Annotated in this window: 17 protein-coding genes; 6 read left to right on the top strand and 11 right to left on the bottom strand. The window is 60.0% G+C overall.

Annotation, left to right across the window (positions count from 1 at the left end; genetic code table 11):
* Positions 1-75: 75 nt before the first annotated feature.
* Complete coding sequence (cobM, locus tag QA646_RS23215) at positions 76-834, bottom strand: precorrin-4 C(11)-methyltransferase (protein WP_283059093.1); 759 nt, start codon at positions 832-834, stop codon at positions 76-78.
* Between the two features lie 16 nt (positions 835-850).
* Complete coding sequence (cbiE, locus tag QA646_RS23220) at positions 851-2,083, bottom strand: precorrin-6y C5,15-methyltransferase (decarboxylating) subunit CbiE (protein ID WP_283059094.1); 1,233 nt, start codon at positions 2,081-2,083, stop codon at positions 851-853.
* Here cbiE and QA646_RS23225 point away from each other — a divergent pair.
* Complete coding sequence (locus tag QA646_RS23225) at positions 2,082-2,852, top strand: cobalt-precorrin-6A reductase (RefSeq protein WP_283059095.1); 771 nt, start codon at positions 2,082-2,084, stop codon at positions 2,850-2,852. The genes cbiE and QA646_RS23225 overlap by 2 nt on opposite strands.
* Here QA646_RS23225 and QA646_RS23230 read toward each other — a convergent pair.
* From QA646_RS23230 to QA646_RS23270, 9 genes are all read right to left on the bottom strand, one after another.
* Positions 2,816-3,580 carry a precorrin-3B C(17)-methyltransferase gene (locus QA646_RS23230; protein WP_283059096.1) on the bottom strand — a complete coding sequence of 255 codons (765 nt, stop codon included), beginning with the start codon at positions 3,578-3,580 and terminating at the stop codon, positions 2,816-2,818. The two genes, QA646_RS23225 and QA646_RS23230, sit on opposite strands and share 37 nt — an antisense overlap.
* Complete coding sequence (locus QA646_RS23235) at positions 3,577-4,314, bottom strand: precorrin-2 C(20)-methyltransferase (RefSeq protein WP_283059097.1); 738 nt, start codon at positions 4,312-4,314, stop codon at positions 3,577-3,579. Before QA646_RS23235 ends, QA646_RS23230 begins: the two co-directional genes overlap by 4 nt.
* Positions 4,311-4,943, bottom strand: a complete 633-nt coding sequence (locus tag QA646_RS23240; protein WP_283059098.1) for a precorrin-8X methylmutase — start codon at positions 4,941-4,943, stop codon at positions 4,311-4,313. The genes QA646_RS23235 and QA646_RS23240 overlap by 4 nt, the downstream gene beginning before the upstream one ends.
* Before the next feature lie 2 nt (positions 4,944-4,945).
* Positions 4,946-6,358, bottom strand: coding sequence for a precorrin-3B synthase (cobG, locus tag QA646_RS23245; RefSeq protein WP_283059099.1), 1,413 nt, complete (start codon positions 6,356-6,358; stop codon positions 4,946-4,948).
* Between the two features lie 78 nt (positions 6,359-6,436).
* Positions 6,437-7,213, bottom strand: a complete 777-nt coding sequence (gene cobF / locus QA646_RS23250) for a precorrin-6A synthase (deacetylating) (protein WP_283059100.1) — start codon at positions 7,211-7,213, stop codon at positions 6,437-6,439.
* 99 nt (positions 7,214-7,312) lie between these two features.
* Complete coding sequence (locus tag QA646_RS23255; protein WP_283059101.1) at positions 7,313-8,296, bottom strand: ABC transporter permease; 984 nt, start codon at positions 8,294-8,296, stop codon at positions 7,313-7,315.
* The gene (locus QA646_RS23260) at positions 8,293-9,288 is read right to left on the bottom strand and encodes an ABC transporter permease (RefSeq protein WP_283059102.1); all 996 of its coding nucleotides are present in this window, start codon (positions 9,286-9,288) and stop codon (positions 8,293-8,295) included. The genes QA646_RS23255 and QA646_RS23260 overlap by 4 nt, the downstream gene beginning before the upstream one ends.
* On the bottom strand, positions 9,285-10,823 hold the full coding sequence (locus QA646_RS23265; RefSeq protein WP_283059103.1) for a sugar ABC transporter ATP-binding protein: 1,539 nt from the start codon (positions 10,821-10,823) through the stop codon (positions 9,285-9,287). Before QA646_RS23265 ends, QA646_RS23260 begins: the two co-directional genes overlap by 4 nt.
* An 80-nt stretch (positions 10,824-10,903) precedes the next feature.
* On the bottom strand, positions 10,904-12,043 hold the full coding sequence (locus QA646_RS23270; RefSeq protein WP_283059104.1) for a sugar ABC transporter substrate-binding protein: 1,140 nt from the start codon (positions 12,041-12,043) through the stop codon (positions 10,904-10,906).
* Between the two features lie 218 nt (positions 12,044-12,261).
* Here QA646_RS23270 and QA646_RS23275 point away from each other — a divergent pair, with 218 nt between their 5' ends.
* From QA646_RS23275 to QA646_RS23295, 5 genes are all read left to right on the top strand, one after another.
* The gene (locus QA646_RS23275) at positions 12,262-13,266 is read left to right on the top strand and encodes a LacI family DNA-binding transcriptional regulator (RefSeq protein WP_283059105.1); all 1,005 of its coding nucleotides are present in this window, start codon (positions 12,262-12,264) and stop codon (positions 13,264-13,266) included.
* 268 nt (positions 13,267-13,534) lie between these two features.
* Positions 13,535-14,278, top strand: a complete 744-nt coding sequence (locus QA646_RS23280; protein WP_283059106.1) for a FadR/GntR family transcriptional regulator — start codon at positions 13,535-13,537, stop codon at positions 14,276-14,278.
* Complete coding sequence (locus QA646_RS23285; protein WP_283059107.1) at positions 14,262-15,845, top strand: ABC transporter substrate-binding protein; 1,584 nt, start codon at positions 14,262-14,264, stop codon at positions 15,843-15,845. The genes QA646_RS23280 and QA646_RS23285 overlap by 17 nt, the downstream gene beginning before the upstream one ends.
* Before the next feature lie 61 nt (positions 15,846-15,906).
* Positions 15,907-16,866, top strand: a complete 960-nt coding sequence (locus QA646_RS23290) for an ABC transporter permease (RefSeq protein WP_283059108.1) — start codon at positions 15,907-15,909, stop codon at positions 16,864-16,866.
* A gap of 2 nt (positions 16,867-16,868) precedes the next feature.
* Positions 16,869-17,747, top strand: coding sequence for an ABC transporter permease (locus QA646_RS23295; protein ID WP_283059109.1), 879 nt, complete (start codon positions 16,869-16,871; stop codon positions 17,745-17,747).
* Positions 17,748-17,750: the final 3 nt, after the last annotated feature.

The following is a 17,750-nucleotide window of genomic DNA, read 5'->3' on the forward strand; positions in this document are numbered from 1 at the left end:
GTCTCGTTGGTCAATCGTGCAAGTACTGCTGATGACTATGCCAGCCGCGCTCTGATGGAATGATAGCGCCGCCCATTATTCTCTGCCCCGGAAGCGACGCTGGTAGGCGGGATCGTAGAGCGAGCTTTCGCGGAAATCGCTGGCGGCAAGCGACGGGCCGACGAAGATCAGTGCTGTGCGCTCGATCGGCTCGGCCGCCACCTTTGCCTCGACCGTGCCGAGCGTAGCCTGGAGAATGCGCTCATCCGGCCAGGAGGCCTTTACGACGATCGCGACCGGGCAATCCGCACCGTAAAGCGGTGTCAACTCCTCGACCGCTTGCCCGAGCGCATGGATCGCCAAGTGAATGGCGAGTGTCGCGCCCGTGGCGCCGAACTTTTCCAGGCTTTCATTGTTCGGCATCGGCGAGGCGCGGCCGGAGACGCGGGTGAGCACAAGGCTTTGCGCGACTGCTGGTATGGTCAGCTCACGCCCGAGGGCGGATGCGGCTGCTGCAAAGGACGGAACACCCGGGGTCAAGGTATAGGCAATTCCGTGTTTTTCCAGACGGCGGATCTGCTCGGCAACGGCGCTCCAGACAGAGAGGTCTCCGGAATGCAGGCGGGCGACATCCTCGCCGGATGCGGCGGCTTTCAGATATTCGGCCTCGATCTCATCCAGCGACATCGGCGCGGTATCAATGATACGGGCGCCGGGCGGGCAATATTGCAGGAGTTCCGGCGAGACGATCGAGCCTGCATAGAGGCACACCTGGCATTTGCCGATCAGGTCTCTGCCGCGCACGGTGATCAAATCCGCAGCCCCCGGCCCTGCCCCGATGAAATGAACCGTCATTCCGCTACCTCGTTTTTCATTCTGATGGTTTGACCCAGGACCATTGTGTCACCGGCATCGCAGGTCGCCAGCCGGTCATCGTGCCGACGGGTGCCGCGCGGACAATATCGATACGGATCAGCGAGCCGCCACCCCGCGCGTGTTCTGCAAGCAAAACAGCTTCCATTTCGGTCGTCACCGCATTGGCAACAAGCCGCCCGCCTGCCTTCAATCCGGCAATGGCCGCCTCCATGACGCCCGCATCGCTGCCGCCGCCACCAATGAAGATCGCGTCCGGTGCCGGCAGACCGGCAACAGCATGGGGCGCCTGTCCTTCGACGACGCTGAGCCCTGGAACACCGAAACTTGCGGCATTGCGGCGGATGCGGGCCACACGCTCGCTGGAGGATTCGATGGCGATGGCCCGCATCGAAGGATGAGCCAGCATCCATTCGATGCCGATGGAGCCGGAACCGGCGCCGATATCCCACAGCAATTCACCCTGACGCGGCGCCAGCGCCGACAGCGTCAAGGCGCGGATTTCGCGTTTGGTGATCTGGCCGTCATGCTCGAACAGGCTATCGTCCAGCCCGGCGCTGAGCGGCAGGATGCGAGCACCTTCACTTGCCGCCACTTCGATGCCGCAAACATTCAGATCATTGATGCCGGAGAGTGCGAACTCGGCTGCCCGCTGCGTCGAAACACGTTCATATGGCCCGCCGAGGGCTTCGAGAACGGTCAGCGTCGATTGACCGAACCCCGTCTTCTGCAACAGGCGCGCCAGATCGGCGGGACCTTGGTCATCCGAAGTCAGGGCCAAAATTTTTCGGCCCGGATGAAGATGCGGGCGGATGAGGTCCAGCGGCCGGCCATGCAGGGAAAGAACGGTTACGTCCTGCAGCGGCCAGCCGAGGCGCGATGCGGCAAGGCTGAAGGAAGAAGGAGCCGGAATGACGGCCATTTCGGATGCAGGAACATGCCGCGAGAGCGTTGCGCCGACCCCGTAGTAAAAGGGATCGCCGGACGCGAGGACGACGGTCGGCATTCCGCGCCGGGCCAGCACGGCTTCGATGGATTTCTCGAAAGGGCTCAGCCAGCTATGCGCCTCGCCCTCGACCAGAGTGTGTACCAGTTCGATATGACGCGTCCCGCCGAAGACGACAGGCGCCGCAGCAATCAGCCGTTTGGCATCGTCGCCAAGCCCGGCTGGACCGTCTTCGCCGATGCCGATAAGAGTGAGCCAGCGATGAGGGGAAGGTATTTCAGACATGGGCAAGACCCGCATTCTGATCTTGGGCGGCACGGCGGATTCCCGTCAATTGGCAGAGGCACTGGCGCCGCGCGCCGATCTCGACGTCGTGCTGTCGCTGGCGGGCAGAACCGCCGATCCGGCCACGCAGCCGGTTCCCGTTCGCAGCGGTGGATTCGGCGGCCCAGAGGGTCTTACACGCTATTTGAGAGACGAGGCAATCGATCTGCTGATCGACGCGACCCATCCCTTCGCCGCCCGCATTTCCGCCAATGCCGCGGAAGCCGCTGCCTTGAGCGGTATCCCCGCCTTTGCACTTCGCCGGCGAGCTTGGCTGCCTGCCGAAGGCGATCGTTGGCGCTCGGTGCAAAGTGTTTCGAAGGCAATTGCGGCGCTCGGGGCCTCGCCTCGCCACGTTTTTCTGGCGATCGGCCGGCAGGAGGCGCATCAGGCCAATGCGGAGCCTATCCATCACTATTGGGTGCGCAGCGTCGACCCAGTCGAGCCGCCGCTGACGGTGCCCAACGTTACCTATATCCATGCGAAGGGTCCGTTCCGCCTGGAAGACGAACTGGCCATGCTGCGGCAATATCGTATCGACATGATCGTGACGAAGAACAGTGGCGGCAGTGCGACCTACGCGAAGATCGAGGCGGCGCGGCAACTTGGCATCGAAGTGATCATGATCGAGCGCGCACCCGCCGTCGATATGCCGGCGGTCGAGACTGTCGAGGATGCACTCCATCGGATCGATCATCTTGCCGCGTCCTTGATGAAGCGTGGCGTATAGACCAGATCGGGTTTTGTTTCCCGGGCAATGACGCGGGTCTCAGCCGAACCGATGATGACGCAGGTCGCCATATCGGCGCTCGATGCTTCCGCATCCGCGAGCCTTGCAACTGTCATGCGCTCATCCGGCCGGCCCGCAGCACGGCCGAAAATGACGGGGACCTCGGCAGGTAGAACGTCGCGCAGGATTTCGAAAGCCTTGCCGAGCTGCCAGGGGCGAGCCTTGCTGATGGGATTATAGAGGGCGATCACAAGCCCCGCTTCCGCGACCAACCGCAGCCTGTTTTCTATGATATCCCAAGGCTTCAGATTGTCCGACAGCGAGATGGCACAGAAATCGTGCCCCAGAGGCGCACCGATGCGAGCCGCGACGGCAAGCATGGCGGTGATACCCGGCGCAACGACGAGATCGACATTTCGCCATTCGCTCGGTCCATTGTCGATCGCCTCGCACACCGCTGCCGCCATTGCAAAAACGCCGGGATCGCCGCCGGAGACGACGCAGACATTGGCGCCGGCGACCGCACGCTCCAGCGCCGCCTTGGCGCGATCCAGCTCCTCGCGGTTGTCGGAGGCTTGGCGGATCTGATCCGGCCGCAGCGACAGGCGATCGAGATAGGGGCCATAGCCGAAAAATTCGGTCGCGTCGGCCACGGCAGCCAGCGCTTCCGGGGTCATCTGCGCCGGGTTTCCGGGGCCGGTGCCGATGACATAGAGACGACCACTCATGGCTTGTCTTTCCAACCGGGAACAAGGATCAGAGAGAAATAGGGCGCTTCGGCGTCCCCCCTCTCCGCGAGTGGCGTCATTCCGCCGTTCGCCATCGTTCCGCGCTCGACATAGATCGCCTCGTCAAGGCGTCCTGCAGCTTCCAGGGCGCGGCGAATTTTCGGCAAGTTGCGGCCGACCTTCATGATGACGGCCGCTTGTGTGTCGCCGAGACGACGGGCAAGTTCGGCTTCCGCCATAGTGCCCGGGAGCACGGAAAGAACATCGTCGCCCTGCACGATCGGCACGCCGGCCAAAGACCAGCAGCCGGACATTGCCGTTACGCCAGGAATGACTTCCGTCTGATAGCGATCAGCAAGCCGCACATGCAGATGCATATAGGAACCGTAGAACAGCGGATCGCCTTCGCTGAGTACGGCTACGGTCTTGCCATCCTTCAAATAGGCGGCGACCATCGCGGCGGAAGCATCATAGAAATCGGTAATCTGGCTCTTGTAGCCGGTCTCGTTCTTGTCGATTTCCGTCGTCACGGGATAGTAGAGCGGCAACAACGTCACGTCGGTTCTGAGCACATCCCCAACGACACCGCGACCATTGCCGTTTTTCCCCTGCTTGGCGAAATAGGCGACAACTTCGGCCTTCTCCAGGGCTTTGACGGCCTTGATGGTCAACAGTTCCGGATCACCGGGGCCGGTGCCGACGCCGATCAGCCGGCCAGTAGAATGCGCGCTCATAGGCCAGGCCTCGCCAATGCGTTGATTGCGGCGGCGGTGATGGCGCTGCCGCCAAGACGGCCACGAACGATGGCGTAGGGAACGCCATAGGAATGTTCCGCCAGCGCGTCCTTTGATTCCGCGGCGCCAACAAATCCGACAGGCATGCCGATGATGGCGGCAGGCTTCGGCGCGCCGTCGCGCAGCATTTCGAGGAAATGGAACAGTGCCGTCGGCGCGTTGCCGATAGCGACGACTGCACCCGCCAGACGATCTTTCCAGAGATGCATCGCCGCTGCCGAGCGGGTGTTGCCGATTGTCTTCGCCAGTTCCACTGTCCGGGAATCATGCAGCGTGCAAATCACCTCATTGCCCGCCGGCAGGCGTGCGCGCGTAACACCGTGGGCGACCATTTCTGCATCGCAGAAGATCGGCGCGCCGTTGGTGAGCGCCGTGCGGGCAGCCGTGACGAAATCTGAAGAGAAGACGAAATGCTCCGATGCTTCGACGAGGCCGCAGGCATGGATCATGCGTACGGCTACATCGGCCTCGGCATCCGAAAAGCGCGACAGATCGGCCTCGCTGCGGATGATTGCGAAGGATCGCTCGTAGATCGCGTTCCCCTCGCGGATATAATCATAGTCAGGCATTCCTACCCCTGTCGTAGCGCTGTCACGATCGCGTCGGTGCCGAGCCGTGTAAGACACTCTTTCGTCGATTCGCCAGCAACTTTGTTGTTCCGCACCAGCCTGTTCATCTCTGCCAGGGCGGATTTTAGCTCTTCTTTTCCGATGTAGGCCACTGGCTCGCTCGATGCGGACCCATTTACGACAACCCCATAGCCCATTGGCGCACCGACGATAGTGACAGCACTGTTGCCCGGGTGGGCACAGCCTTTGCGACAGCCGGACAAGTGGACCGTGAGCGAGCCGTCGAGCAGCGCGGGGGCCAGATCGAGAAGATCAGCGGCTGCGGATTTCGTTGCGTAGAAGGCGGAAGCGCAAGCCCCTGCCCCGGCGCAGACGTCCACATGATTTGACGGATCATCGGCGCGCGTTCGAAAACCGCGATCGGCTGCAGCCAACTGAACGGTCCCCGCCGCCTGGACATCGAGACCCAGCACCAAAATGGCGTGCTCCGGCGCGGTGCGGATTTCGCTTGCTCCGGCATCTTCGGCGATGGCGAGGAAACTGAGAAGGGCTTTCGCGTGGATTTGCCCGAAAGACGGGCTCAGGCCGAGCGCAAGATGATCGCTGCCCAGGGGATGAATGCCGATCGGCGAAACATGCCGGCCGGCAATGCCGAGCACGCTGACATCCGGCGAACGATACGCCATTCGCAGGCTGCCCACATCGAGATCACGGCCGCGCGCGTGCGGCCCGATAAGAGCGAGGGTTTTCAGCAGCTCGATGATCGCCGGTATGGATTGTTCGGGAGATAAAGATGCGAGAGGCCTCGACGTCTGTGCCGTACCGCCGATTGCAAGAACCCATACGGTCGAATTATCAGCGGTTCTTGCCGCTCTCAACCGGATATCCGCGGAGATCGCATCAAGGTTCAGCCTCCCGCCGGCGTCAATGATGATGGTCAGCTTGGGTGCCAGCGCCGGCTGGGGATCGAGCGCGGCGATCTGCTGGCGAAGCAGAGTAGCCAACTTGCGGGCATCGGCGATCTCCAGCGGGTCCAATCCGCTGAGCGGCAGGGTTTCGATCGTGACGCCTGTTTCAGGGATGATCCCGGCATGAGTGATATCCGCTGCGAGGCCGGGCATGTTTTCCGCCGTCATGCCGCGCAGCTGAAGATTGCCGCGTGCCGTGATTTCGATCAGTCCGTTGCCATGTCTCTCGGCCGCTTGGGCCAGCGCTCGGAATTGACCGATCGTCAAGCCCGGCGTCGTCGGACGCAGCCGTACGAGCAGTCCGTCACCGGTGATCATTGGGGCGCTGAGCGACGGGCAGGCGCCGCGTGCCATCGATGGTGCGTCCGTAACGCAGGCAATAGCGTCGATATTCTCGCCCGAGGGAATATCATGCCCTGCCATCATCTGCCTCTCGGTCACTGTCATGAGACCATCCTTCCCGAAGGAGATGTCCTTTACATAATCCTCATCGGTGGGCAAACAATTTGGCCGCGGCAGAGTAGCTCATGCCTGATCGTCGAAATCTGATCCTTTGCGCAGCAGATAGATATCCATGATCCAGCCATGCCTCGCCCGCGCCTCCGCCCGAGTCGCCATGATACGGTCAGATACATCGGCAAGCCTGCCGGCGATGGTGATTTCATCCTCGGTGCCGAGGTAAGCGCCCCAATAGATATAGGCATCGGGATCATCGATCTTGCTGAAAGCCTGCTCGCCGTCGAGCATGACGACGGCTGTCTCGACCATACCCGGGAAGCTCTCGGCCAGTCGGCGGCCGGTGGTGATCTGCACCGGTTTTCCGACTAGATTGAGCGGGATGCGGTGGCTCGCCGTCAAAGCCTGAATGCTGGTGATTCCCGGTGTGACGCTATAATCGAGGGCAACGCGGTCTCGTGCCTTGACCCGCTCGATGATGCGGATGGTGCTGTCGTAAAGACTGGGATCGCCCCAGACGAGGAAGGCGGCGCTTCCTTGTTCCGAGATATGGTCCTGGAACAGCCGTTCGTAGGTTGACGAAATCGCGGCATGCCAATCGTCGACGCTTTGGACGTAGCTGCGATCCCCGGTCTGGCGTACCGGCACAGCATAATCGACAAAGCGGACAGCCTTGTTCGTAACGTATCGCTGGCAGATGTCTCTCCGTACATCCGCAAGCTCCGCCTTGGCCACACCTTTGCTCGGAATGAAAATGACGTCCGCTTTGTTCAGCGTATTGATTGCCTGCACAGTCAGGTGCTCGGGATTACCCGTCCCGATGCCGACAAGATAGATGTGTCTCATTTCCTCGCCCTCGTTCTTCCGGCTGTTTGCCGGAAGCCGAAGGGCATTTCAAGTGTGGTGGCAATCAAGCTGGCCGCGGCAGGCTATAACCATGCATTCCTAACTCAGCTTTTGTCGCCCATAGAGCAGCAGCATGCAGATGATAACGACGCCATAGACGAGCTGCCGTCCGGCTTCTTCGATCTGCATGACCGAGAGGATGGACTGAAGAAGGGTGATCAGGATGACGCCGGCGACGGTTCCGAGATACGATCCCTTGCCGCCCAGCACATGCGTACCCCCGAGGACGACAGCCGCAATCGACGGCAAGAGATAGGCGTCTCCCATCGATTGCGATGCTTTGGAGGCATAGCCAGCCAGAAGTACGCCGCCCAGAGCACCGAGCCCGCCAGAAATGACGAATGCCAGCAGAGTGATGCGGCGCGTGTCGATCCCCGACATGTAGGCGGCTCTCTCCCTGTTTCCGATCGCATATAGCGAACGGCCGAATGTGGTTCTCACAAGCAGGAAAACGGCGAGAAGGCCGACGACCAGCCAGACGAGCACACCGTTCGGAATCGGGGGTATGACATAACCGGTCGCGAGAAAACGCATCGCCGGTGACGCCGCATCCTGAGGCGCAAACCCGCCGGTATAGACGACCATCAGCCCTTGCACGACCGCATTCGTCGCAAGCGTGATGATCATCGACGGGATGCGCAGATAGGCAACCGCAAGGCCGTTGACCCCGCCGATCACCGCGCCGCACAAGATCCCAAACGGGATGGCAAAAAAAGATCCGACACTACCATAGGCAGTTGCCGCGCAAGCCATCATCGCTCCGGCAGCAACGACCCAGGGAACCGAGAGGTCGATCTGCCCGATGAGAATGACCATCATCATGCCGGTCGCTATGACACCGAGAAAGGAAGCGACCTTCAATTGCTGCAGCAGATAGTCCGGCGACAGGAAATTCGACGAGTAGATGGAGCCGCCGAGAAGCAGCAGAAGGATGCAGCCGAAGGCGATTGCCACGGCCGGATCGACGCGACGCAAGTGCGCAGGTATGCCGGATCGCTGCATGAGGGATGCATCCTCGCTCATTGAAACCACTCCAGACGGTTGCGAACCCGCGCAAGACCCATGCAGCCGATGCTGATCGCCAGCATCAGCACCACGCCCTGGAACAGGGGCTGCCAAAGGGGGTCGAGATCGAAGACGAACAGCAGGTCGCCGATCGTGCGGAAAGCCAATGCGCCGAAGACCGCCCCGACCGCGCCACCTTTTCCACCCGCCAGCGAAACGCCGCCGAGCACTACAGCGGCGATCGAATAAAGCGTGTAGGCATTGCCGCTCGCGAAGGCCGCTTCACCCGTATAGGAAAAGAAGGTCAGATAAAGCCCGCCGATCGCCGACATCAATCCGGCCAGGGCATAGGCTGCGAACTTCGCACGCTTGATCGGCATGCCGGACATGTACGCAGCGTTTTCGGCGGACCCTGCTGCATAGGCGGCGCGGCCCAAAATCGACCGGCTGAACGGTATCCAGCAGACCAGGAGGGTGGCAGCAAGCACGACCAGACTTGCGGGAAAGACACCGAAAAGCTTGGAGGTAAAGGCATCCGCCAGCGTCTCGTTCACCGCACCGCCGGGTGTCGGACGCAATACCAGGGCCAATCCAAAGAAGATTGCGCTTGTCGCGATCGTGGTCACGATCGGCTGCAGCCGCCCGAAGATGATGATCAACCCGTTCAGCGTGCCGCAGGCGAGCCCCGTCAAAAGAACGGCGACAACACCCAAGGCGGTCTCAAACGGCGTTCCGACGACAAGCCAGGAGGCGAGGCAATTGCAGAGAATGAGGATCATGCCGACGGAAAGATCGATGCCGGCTGTAATCACCACAAAACATTGTGCCATCGCGACGAAAGCCAGCAATGCAGCCTTGTTCGATGCGGTCTGCACGACATTGGGAGTAAATCCCGCAGGGTGGTTCGAGACATAAATCACGAACATGACGGCAAAGAGCGCCGCGGCCAGCAGCGTCCCCTTGTGTTGCGCATACCAGAAGCGCCATTCGCCGTGTGGTATCTCTTTCATTGGCCGACCTTCTGTTCCGTCAGGTGTGCACCGATGTTGAGCGCACTGCCAATCAATTCGCGTTCATTGATATCAGAGCCCTCCAGCACCCGGACGATGCTGCCGTCGTACATCACCAGTACCCGATCGCAGCAACCGATCAGCTCGTCATAATCGGTCGAATAGAAGATGAGCGCGACGCCGGCTTCCGCAAGCTTGCGGAGCAAGACGTAGATTTCCTGCTTGGTACCGACATCGATGCCTCTGGTCGGATCATTCAGCAAAACGATCTTCGGCCGGTTCATCAGCCACTTGGCAATGACGACCTTTTGCTGATTGCCGCCGGAGAGCGCTCCGACCGGCATATCGATCGTCGCGGCCTTGATCGCCAGCAACTTGAGGAGTTCGTCGATCCTGTCGGCTTCCGCGGCGCGGTCGATCACGCCCCTGCTCGACACGCTGTCGAGTGCCGCAATCGACAGGTTTTCGCGCACGGTCATGGGCAGCATGAGCCCTTCGGTTTTTCGGTCCTCCGGGATCAGCGCAATCGACGTATCGCCGGATTTTGCCTGTTTCGGGCTTTTCATCGAGACACTTCGGCCTGCAATCTGCACATCGCCCCTGACGTCGCGCAGCACACCGAACAGGGCCAGCAGCAGCTCCCGCTGCCCCTGCCCGTCCAATCCGCCGAGGCCGACGATCTCGCCGGGCTTGACATCGAAGCTTATGGCAGAAAGCCGGTCGCCCCAGGAAAGATCCCGGCACGAGAGGATCGGCGCAAGTCCATTCCCGACCGTGTGTTTCGGGGGAAAGACGCTGGTATATTCGCGTCCGATCATCAGCTCGATCACCTGATGATCGGTCTTCGTACCGGCCGGATAGGATTCGATGCTGCGCCCGTTGCGAAAGACGGTGCACTCATCCGCCAGTTGCGCAATTTCGTGCATACGATGCGAAATGTAGATGAGCGCCATGCCCTCGGAGCGCAGCCGCTTCAGCACGCTGAACACTTTTTCGACATCAGGTTGGGTCAACGCCGACGTTGCTTCATCGAGGATCATGATCCGCGGTTTACGGGCAAGCGCCTTGGCAATCTCGACCATCTGGCGGCGGGAGAGCGGCAGATCTTTGACGAGAGAGGACGGGTGGATATCGGAAGCGCCGGCACGCGCGAGGGCCTCTTCAGCAATCTGCCTCTGCCTGCGACGATCAATCATGCCGAACCGCAATGGCGGATTGCTGATGACGACATTGTCGGCGACTGACAGATCAGGGATCAGCGATAATTCCTGGAAGACGCAGACGATACCCGCGTTATTGGCGGCTGCAGGCGTGGCGAAAGATACCTCTTTGCCGTCGAACACCATGCGACCCTCGTCCGCCGCAACGACCCCTGCCATGATCTTGATGAGAGTCGATTTGCCTGCGCCATTCTCACCGAGAACGGCGTGTATGGCTCCCGGCCGAATGGCGATGTTGGCCTCTTTCAGCGCGACGACACCGCCATAGCGCTTGGATATGCCTTCCATCCGGAAAAACGGTTCGGATAAACTCACGCCCCAACCTCCCATCGGGTGCCGCAAGAACGAGACTGCGGACGCGACGGTCCGCAGTCAAGCGTCGGAATCAAAGGTAATTATTGGTTTTCCTTTGTCTGGCCCATGATCTCCTGAGCCGTGAAATTGATGCCACAGGTGGGGAAGGAATTGCCGACGAAGAAATTATCTGACTGCTTGGGATAATAATCCTGGCCTTCCTTGAAGTTCGGATCTTCGACAAGAGCTGTCGGGAGCTTTACGGCCTGGGGTACGACCTGACCTTCCAGAGCGGCGATCGCTGTCTTGATAGCAACCGCGACCTGAGCCGGTCCGGTGCCCGCGGACGCACATTTGAGGCCATCGGCCGAATGCGCCGCGCAAAGCTTGCGGAAGCCATTTTCCGTCTCGCCACCGAAGGGCACGAAGGGATGCTTGGCATCCATCATCGCCTGTACGACACCGGTATCGCCACCCTGCGCCGTGATACCGTCAAAGGGACCGTTGGTCGCGATGGCGTCAGCTGTCGCCTTCTGCGCAACGCCGTCGTCCCATTTGCCGACAACTTCCGTCACATTGAACTTCTTGCCGGACGCATCCAGCGTCTCCTTGATGCCGTTGTGCCGATCGGTATCGACGGAGGTGCCGGCAACGCCTCTCACTTCGAGGACCTTGCCGCCGTTGGGCATATGCTTCACGAGCCAATCGGCCCAAATGACACCCAGACCTTTTTGATCGACGTTGACGTTGATGGCGTCCTTGGTATCGAGCGTATTGTCGAAAGCAACCAGGATGACACCGGCCTGCTTGGCGCGCTTGATGACAGGGCCGAAGGCGGTCGGGTTCTGTGCATCTACCACGATTGCATCGTAACCTGCGTCAATGAAATTGTTGATTGCCGATATCTGGGCAGGAACATCTTCCCCCGTCGACACGACCTTGAACTCCTTCAGCTTGGCTGCAACATCGGGTTGCGCCGCATAAGCCTTGGCCGTCTGCACCATCTGAATGCGCCAGGTATTGGCGATATAGCCGTTGGCAAGTGCGATCCGGTAGGGACCTTCTTTTTTCGGGAATTGCAGAAATTGCGTATCGGCTGCCCAGGGCGTCATGCATTTCGGGTCGCCCGCGGGACCGGATACGACTTTTGGTTCCGCATAGGCAACACCACTCAGCAATGCAATGAATGGTATGGAAAACACGGCGATCCGAGCGGATCTTACTTTGATAGCTTTCAGCATAGAAGTCCTCCTCCTCGGGCGAATTGCATCGCCCCTTCTTTTTTGATCGGCATGATTGAATCCGGAAAAGGCTCCATCCCATCCCTTCCGAATTTCTGGGAGCGTAACATGGTTGACAGCGCTGTCAAATTCTAATTGCTAGCGCTGTCAACTATGAAGTATTTATAGATATTCTTATTTCGCTGAATTCGAATTCAACAACATGTGAACGATACTTGATGCGCCGAATAACCTTGGACGATGTGGCAAACCTAGCTGGCGTCAGCCCCATTACCGTATCCCGCGTTCTGAGGAAGCCCGGGGCGGTGTCGGAGGGATTGCGCCTGCGCGTCCATGCTGCGGTCAACGAACTCGGTTATGTTCCGAATGTTGCAGCGAGCAGGCTTGCCTCGTCGCGAACCCACACGATCGGCGTGATCGTGCCGACCCTCTATAACGTGATCTTCGCCGAATACCTTTTTGCTCTGCATGAAGTTCTGATCGACGCCGGTTTCCAGGTACTGGTCGTCAACAGCCGCTATTCCGAAATCGAAGAAGAAAACGCGATCAAAGCGCTGCTGGGACAAAGGGTCGAAGCGATCATCATAGCCGGCATTCACCACACGGCGCTTTCGAGGCAGCTTCTCACGCAAGCAAACCTGCCGGTCGTCGAAACCTTTGAACTTTCCGACGACCCGATAAATCTCAACATCGGCATGTCGCAGGAACATGCCGGCTACACGGCGACCCGCCATCTCATCGAACGCGGCTTTCATCGGATCGCGTTTCTCACCGGAAACCTTGATCATCGTGCCCAGTCGCGCTTCGATGGGTATCACAAGGCCATGCGAGATGCCGACGTGCCAAGTGCGGAAATCATCGCCCCGAAGCCGCGGCACAGTTCGGTGGCGCTGGGATCGGAACTCTTTGCCATGGCGCATGAACGCGGCAAAGTGCCCGAAGCCATATTCTGCACCGATGACAGTCTCGCTCTTGGCGCGATGCAGGAATGCCGCAAGCGGGGCCTCCGGGTACCGGATGACATATCGATCATCGGTTTTCACGATCTCGAATTCGCAGCCTGTGTTTCCCCGTCACTCTCCTCCATCGCGACACGCCGCTATGAAACCGGAAAGCTTGCGGCGGAGAAAGTTCTTACGGCGCTAGAAACGGGAGCCAAGCCCGATATGGAACAGACGGACCTCGGATTTGCACTGTTGCCCCGCGAGAGCACCAGCGGCTGAAGTCATCTCGCCCCCCGCTAACACACTGACACTGCCACCGCGGAAGCTACGCCATTGAAGGCCGGCGCCGCTTACCGCGAATGAGAACGATGCCCCGAAAGTTCTCGGCGCAGCCCGCTTGTTGTCAGCATCACTCGGAACAGCGAATTCATCCCAAGGGATGACGAAGCCGAAGACCTCTCACTACCGATCGGAAACGTTATTTGACAGATATCCTACAAGTGGATATGTAAACTTTATCTCAATCACTCCCTGGAAGACACCGAAGATGGCCTTGAAATCGATGAAACCCTTGACGCGAGCACCTCTGCTGCACGTTTCGGTCCAGGAGAGTCTGCGCGCCTACATCGATGAAAACGGTTTGGCGCCCGGCACGCTTCTACCGGCTGAAGGAGAGCTCGCGACGCAGCTCGGCGTCAGCCGGAATTCCTTACGCGAGGGAATCAAGGCGCTGGAATCGCTCGGCGTGCTGGAGACGCGGCGGGGAGTCGGCATCTTCGTGAAGGCTTTTTCCTTCGAGCCGCTGCTCGACAATCTTGCCTATGGGCTCGGCGGCGCACTGCGGCAAATCGAGGAAGTCCTCGAAATCCGCCGTACGCTGGAAGTCGGATTGATCGGCAAGACGATCGAGATGATCGGCGAGGAGGACATCGCCGAACTGCGCAGCACGGTCGACCGGATGCGCGTCCATGCTGAGCGCGGAGAGACCTTCGCCGAAGACGATCAGCTCTTTCACCGGCTGCTCTTCCGTTGCCAGCACAATGAAACGCTCGTGCGGCTGATCGATGTCTTCTGGCTCGCTTTCTACAAGGCGTCCGATTTCGTCAACTTGGAGAACATCGACCCGATGGCGACGTGGCGGGATCACGCCGCGATCGTGGATGCAGTGGAAGCAAAAGATCTGGAGGAGGCGCGCAGGCGTCTGGATCGCCACTACGAGGGCATTGCCCGGGTGATTGCCAGCAACAAGACAAGTTCAAATGTGGGAGGAACACATGAGAGGACCGTTTAGATTATCCGTCATTGCGCTTGCAGCCATGCTGTCGACAACCGCAATTCCGGCCCTTGCTGGCGAGGCGCAGGCAGCGACCCTTTCCGGTGGCTTCGATGTCGGCCCGGGCGGCTTCCAGGGCAACTTCAATCCGCTTGCCGCAACCGCCGGCTTCACCTGGCTCAGCATCTATTACGAACCGCTCGTCACCTATGACGAGAAGCTGCAAAAAGTCGTCGGCGAGCTCGCGAGTTCCTATGAGGTGAGCCCGGATCAGAAGAGCTACACGTTCAAACTGGCGGACGCCAAATGGCATGACGGCCAGCCATTCACGGCCGAGGATGCCAAATTCACCATCGGCCTCGCAAAGGACGCCAAGACCGGTTCGGTGCTTGCCGCCAGGCTGCAGAGCATCTCATCCGTTGAAACACCGGACGAGCACACGGTCGTCATCAAGCTGAGCGCACCGACCGGCAGTTTTCTCGACACCATGACCAAGGTCATGATGCTGCCGGAGCATGCCCTGTCCTCGATACCGGCCGATCAGTTGGCGAAGAGTACATGGTGGTCCACGACGCCGATCGGCACCGGACCTTTCAAGTTCACGAAGTACGTATCCGATCAATATGTCGAGCTCGCCGCCAACACCGACTACCGCGGCGGCAAACCGGCGCTCGAACGCATCATCAATCGCTATTTTGCTAATCCGGCTGCGGCGATCGCTGCTCTGAGGTCCGGTGAAATCCAGTTCACCTACGTCGATTCCAACGACGTGCCGACTTTCAAGGACGACAAGAATTTTAGAGTCATCGAAGGCGATTCCTTCGTCGTCAACTATCTCGGCTTCAACCAGGAATCCCCGATCTGGAAGGATGCGCGCGTCCGCAAGGCGGTGATGTACGCGATCAATCGCGATGCCATCATCAAGAACCTTTATGGCGGCGCGGCCAAGCCTGCCAATTGCGCCTATGTGGCCGAGCAACTGGCACCGAAAGGCATTGACGACTATGCCTACGACCCGGCAAAGGCCAAGCAATTGCTGACGGAAGCGGGATGGGATCAGATCAACGGCAGCAAGCAGATTACACTGCTGACCTATTACACGACGCCGCTCGCGACCAATGTTCTGGCTGCAGTTCAAGCCATGCTCGCGCAGGTCGGCATTAATGTCGTACCGCGTGCAGTCGATGCGCCGACCTATAACAGCATCGTGCTCAATCCAAAACCCGATGTCGCACAGTTCCAGATGGTCTATGCCGGACTTCAGAACGGCCCGGATGCCGGAAGCATCAATGTCGGGCTGAACGAAAGCCAGATTCCACCGGCCGGAGCGAATGTCGTTCGGGCGCGCATGCCGGATCTGAGCGCGGCGCTCAATGCCGCACTTGCCGAGACCGACAGCTCGAAGCGCGACGGTCGCTACCAGGACGTCTGCAAGGTCATGAATACGGAACTGCCCTGGGCAACGCTCTGGGTGGCAAAGCGCTACGGGATCGTTTCGTCCAAGGTGAAGGATTTCGTCTGGACGCCGGCGCCGGGCGGCGGCCCTTATCAGGCCGATCCGCAGAAATGGTCGATCGCCGAATAAGGCGCTCGCTTCCAAAAGCCCTGAGGGTGGCCCTCGGCCACCCTAAGAAGACGGATTTACAATGCTTCGATACAGCCTTCGGCGCCTGATGATAGGGATAGGCATGCTCATCGCCCTGAGCATGCTGATCTTCCTGCTGTTGCGTCTGACGCCGGGCGATCCGATCGACGCCTATATCGATCCGAACGTCCCGATGTCGCCGACCGACCTTGCCAATCTGCGCAGGAGCCTGGGCCTCGACCAGCCCCTGCCGCTGCAATATCTCGCATGGCTGCAGAACGCTCTGACGGGCAATCTCGGCTATTCGATCAAGCGTCTCGACCAGCCGGTTCTGGGTCTCGTGTTGTCTCGGATCGGACCGACGGTGCTCCTCATGGGATCGGCATTGGTGATCGCCATTATTGCCGGCATAGCTGTCGGCGTTTTCAGCGCCGTTCGCCGCAATTCGTTCGCCGATCTGTCCTTCTCGGTGTTCGCGCTTACCGGAATTTCTAGTCCCGCATTCCTCAGCGCCCTTGTCGGCCTCTATATCTTTTCCGTCCGCCTGCATTGGATGCCCTCCGGCGGCATGCTGACGCCAGGCGAGGAATTCTCGGTCGGCGATCTCCTACATCACCTGATTCTGCCCGCCGCGCTGCTCTCCATCGCCCAGGCGGCATTGATCACGCGTTATATGCGCGCTTCGCTGCTCGAAGTTCTCAATCAGGACTATGTGCGCACAGCCCGCGCCAAGGGTGTTAAGGAGTTCTGGGTCATCACCAAGCATGCGCTGCGCAACGCCCTCCTTCCCATCGTAACCCTCATCGGTTCCACCATTGGGCTTGCAATCGGCGGCGCCATCTTCATCGAAAGCGTCTTCAACTGGCCGGGCATGGGTCTGCTTCTCGTCAATGCCGTGGAGACGCGCGACTATCCGGTGATCATGGGCGCGACGCTCATCATCGGCATCTGCGTCATCGTCGTCAATCTGCTGACCGACGTCACCTATGCGGTCGTCGATCCCCGCATCAAGGTGGGCTGACGATGTTTGCTCGCTCGACATTCCGCCGCAGCCCTGGGCCACTTGCCCGAGCATTCGAGCGCTTTCTGCTCAACCGCGCCGCCGTCGCCGGCATTTGCGTCGCCATTCCGATGCTGTTGCTGATCCTGTCCTATCCGGTGTGGTGGACGTTCCAGCCGAACGATATCGATCTGCTCGCCATGAATAGCGGCCCGACGGCTACGCACTGGTTCGGAACCGACGGCGTCGGCCGCGATGTCTTCGCGCGTGTTCTGGAAGGCGGACGGATTTCGCTACTTGTCGCCGCCGCATCAACTGTCCTCTCGGCGATCATCGGCTTCCTTTTTGGCGCCATTTCCGCGCTGGCAGGCCGGTGGGCCGACGCGGTCTCGATGCGCTTCGTCGATCTGGTAATGACTCTGCCGCCCGTCATCTTCCTGCTGGTGCTCGCATCGATCGCCGGAACCGGCATCTGGCCGACGGTGCTCGTCATCTCGCTGCTCTCCTGGCCGCTTCTTGCGCGCATGGTCCGCTCGCGGCTTCTGGAACTGCGCGAGCGCGATTTCGTCATGGCATCGCGCGGCATGGGCGCCGGCATTGGGCAGCTGCTGTTTCGCCACGGCCTGCCGAACGCGATCGACATTCTCGTGGTCTACGCGACGCTGCAGATCGCCAATGCCATCCTGCTGGAGGCCGGCCTTTCCTTCCTTGGTCTCGGCATCGCCCCGCCTGTCGCAAGCTGGGGCAATATGCTCAATGCCGCCCGCTCGACCGCCGTTCTCGAACAATATCCCTGGCAATGGCTCTTTCCCGGCGGAGCGCTGATCCTTGCCGTGCTTGCAATCAACTTCATCGGCGATGGCCTCAGAGATGCCTTCGACCCTCGTGCCGAACTGAACTGACAA

It is taken from the genome of Rhizobium sp. CB3090 (assembly GCF_029714285.1).
Classification (GTDB): domain Bacteria; phylum Pseudomonadota; class Alphaproteobacteria; order Rhizobiales; family Rhizobiaceae; genus Rhizobium.

Bases quoted from the DNA above. Each gene is read 5' to 3' on its own strand.
- cobM (WP_283059093.1), bottom strand. From the start codon at position 834: ATGACGGTTCATTTCATCGGGGCAGGGCCGGGGGCTGCGGATTTGATC.
- QA646_RS23225 (WP_283059095.1), top strand. From the start codon at position 2,082: ATGGGCAAGACCCGCATTCTGATCTTGGGCGGCACGGCGGATTCCCGT.
- cbiE (WP_283059094.1), bottom strand. From the start codon at position 2,083: ATGTCTGAAATACCTTCCCCTCATCGCTGGCTCACTCTTATCGGCATC.
- QA646_RS23230 (WP_283059096.1), bottom strand. From the start codon at position 3,580: ATGAGTGGTCGTCTCTATGTCATCGGCACCGGCCCCGGAAACCCGGCG.
- QA646_RS23235 (WP_283059097.1), bottom strand. From the start codon at position 4,314: ATGAGCGCGCATTCTACTGGCCGGCTGATCGGCGTCGGCACCGGCCCC.
- QA646_RS23240 (WP_283059098.1), bottom strand. From the start codon at position 4,943: ATGCCTGACTATGATTATATCCGCGAGGGGAACGCGATCTACGAGCGA.
- cobG (WP_283059099.1), bottom strand. From the start codon at position 6,358: ATGACAGTGACCGAGAGGCAGATGATGGCAGGGCATGATATTCCCTCG.
- cobF (WP_283059100.1), bottom strand. From the start codon at position 7,213: ATGAGACACATCTATCTTGTCGGCATCGGGACGGGTAATCCCGAGCAC.
- QA646_RS23255 (WP_283059101.1), bottom strand. From the start codon at position 8,296: ATGAGCGAGGATGCATCCCTCATGCAGCGATCCGGCATACCTGCGCAC.
- QA646_RS23260 (WP_283059102.1), bottom strand. From the start codon at position 9,288: ATGAAAGAGATACCACACGGCGAATGGCGCTTCTGGTATGCGCAACAC.
- QA646_RS23270 (WP_283059104.1), bottom strand. From the start codon at position 12,043: ATGCTGAAAGCTATCAAAGTAAGATCCGCTCGGATCGCCGTGTTTTCC.
- QA646_RS23275 (WP_283059105.1), top strand. From the start codon at position 12,262: ATGCGCCGAATAACCTTGGACGATGTGGCAAACCTAGCTGGCGTCAGC.
- QA646_RS23280 (WP_283059106.1), top strand. From the start codon at position 13,535: ATGGCCTTGAAATCGATGAAACCCTTGACGCGAGCACCTCTGCTGCAC.
- QA646_RS23285 (WP_283059107.1), top strand. From the start codon at position 14,262: ATGAGAGGACCGTTTAGATTATCCGTCATTGCGCTTGCAGCCATGCTG.
- QA646_RS23290 (WP_283059108.1), top strand. From the start codon at position 15,907: ATGCTTCGATACAGCCTTCGGCGCCTGATGATAGGGATAGGCATGCTC.
- QA646_RS23295 (WP_283059109.1), top strand. From the start codon at position 16,869: ATGTTTGCTCGCTCGACATTCCGCCGCAGCCCTGGGCCACTTGCCCGA.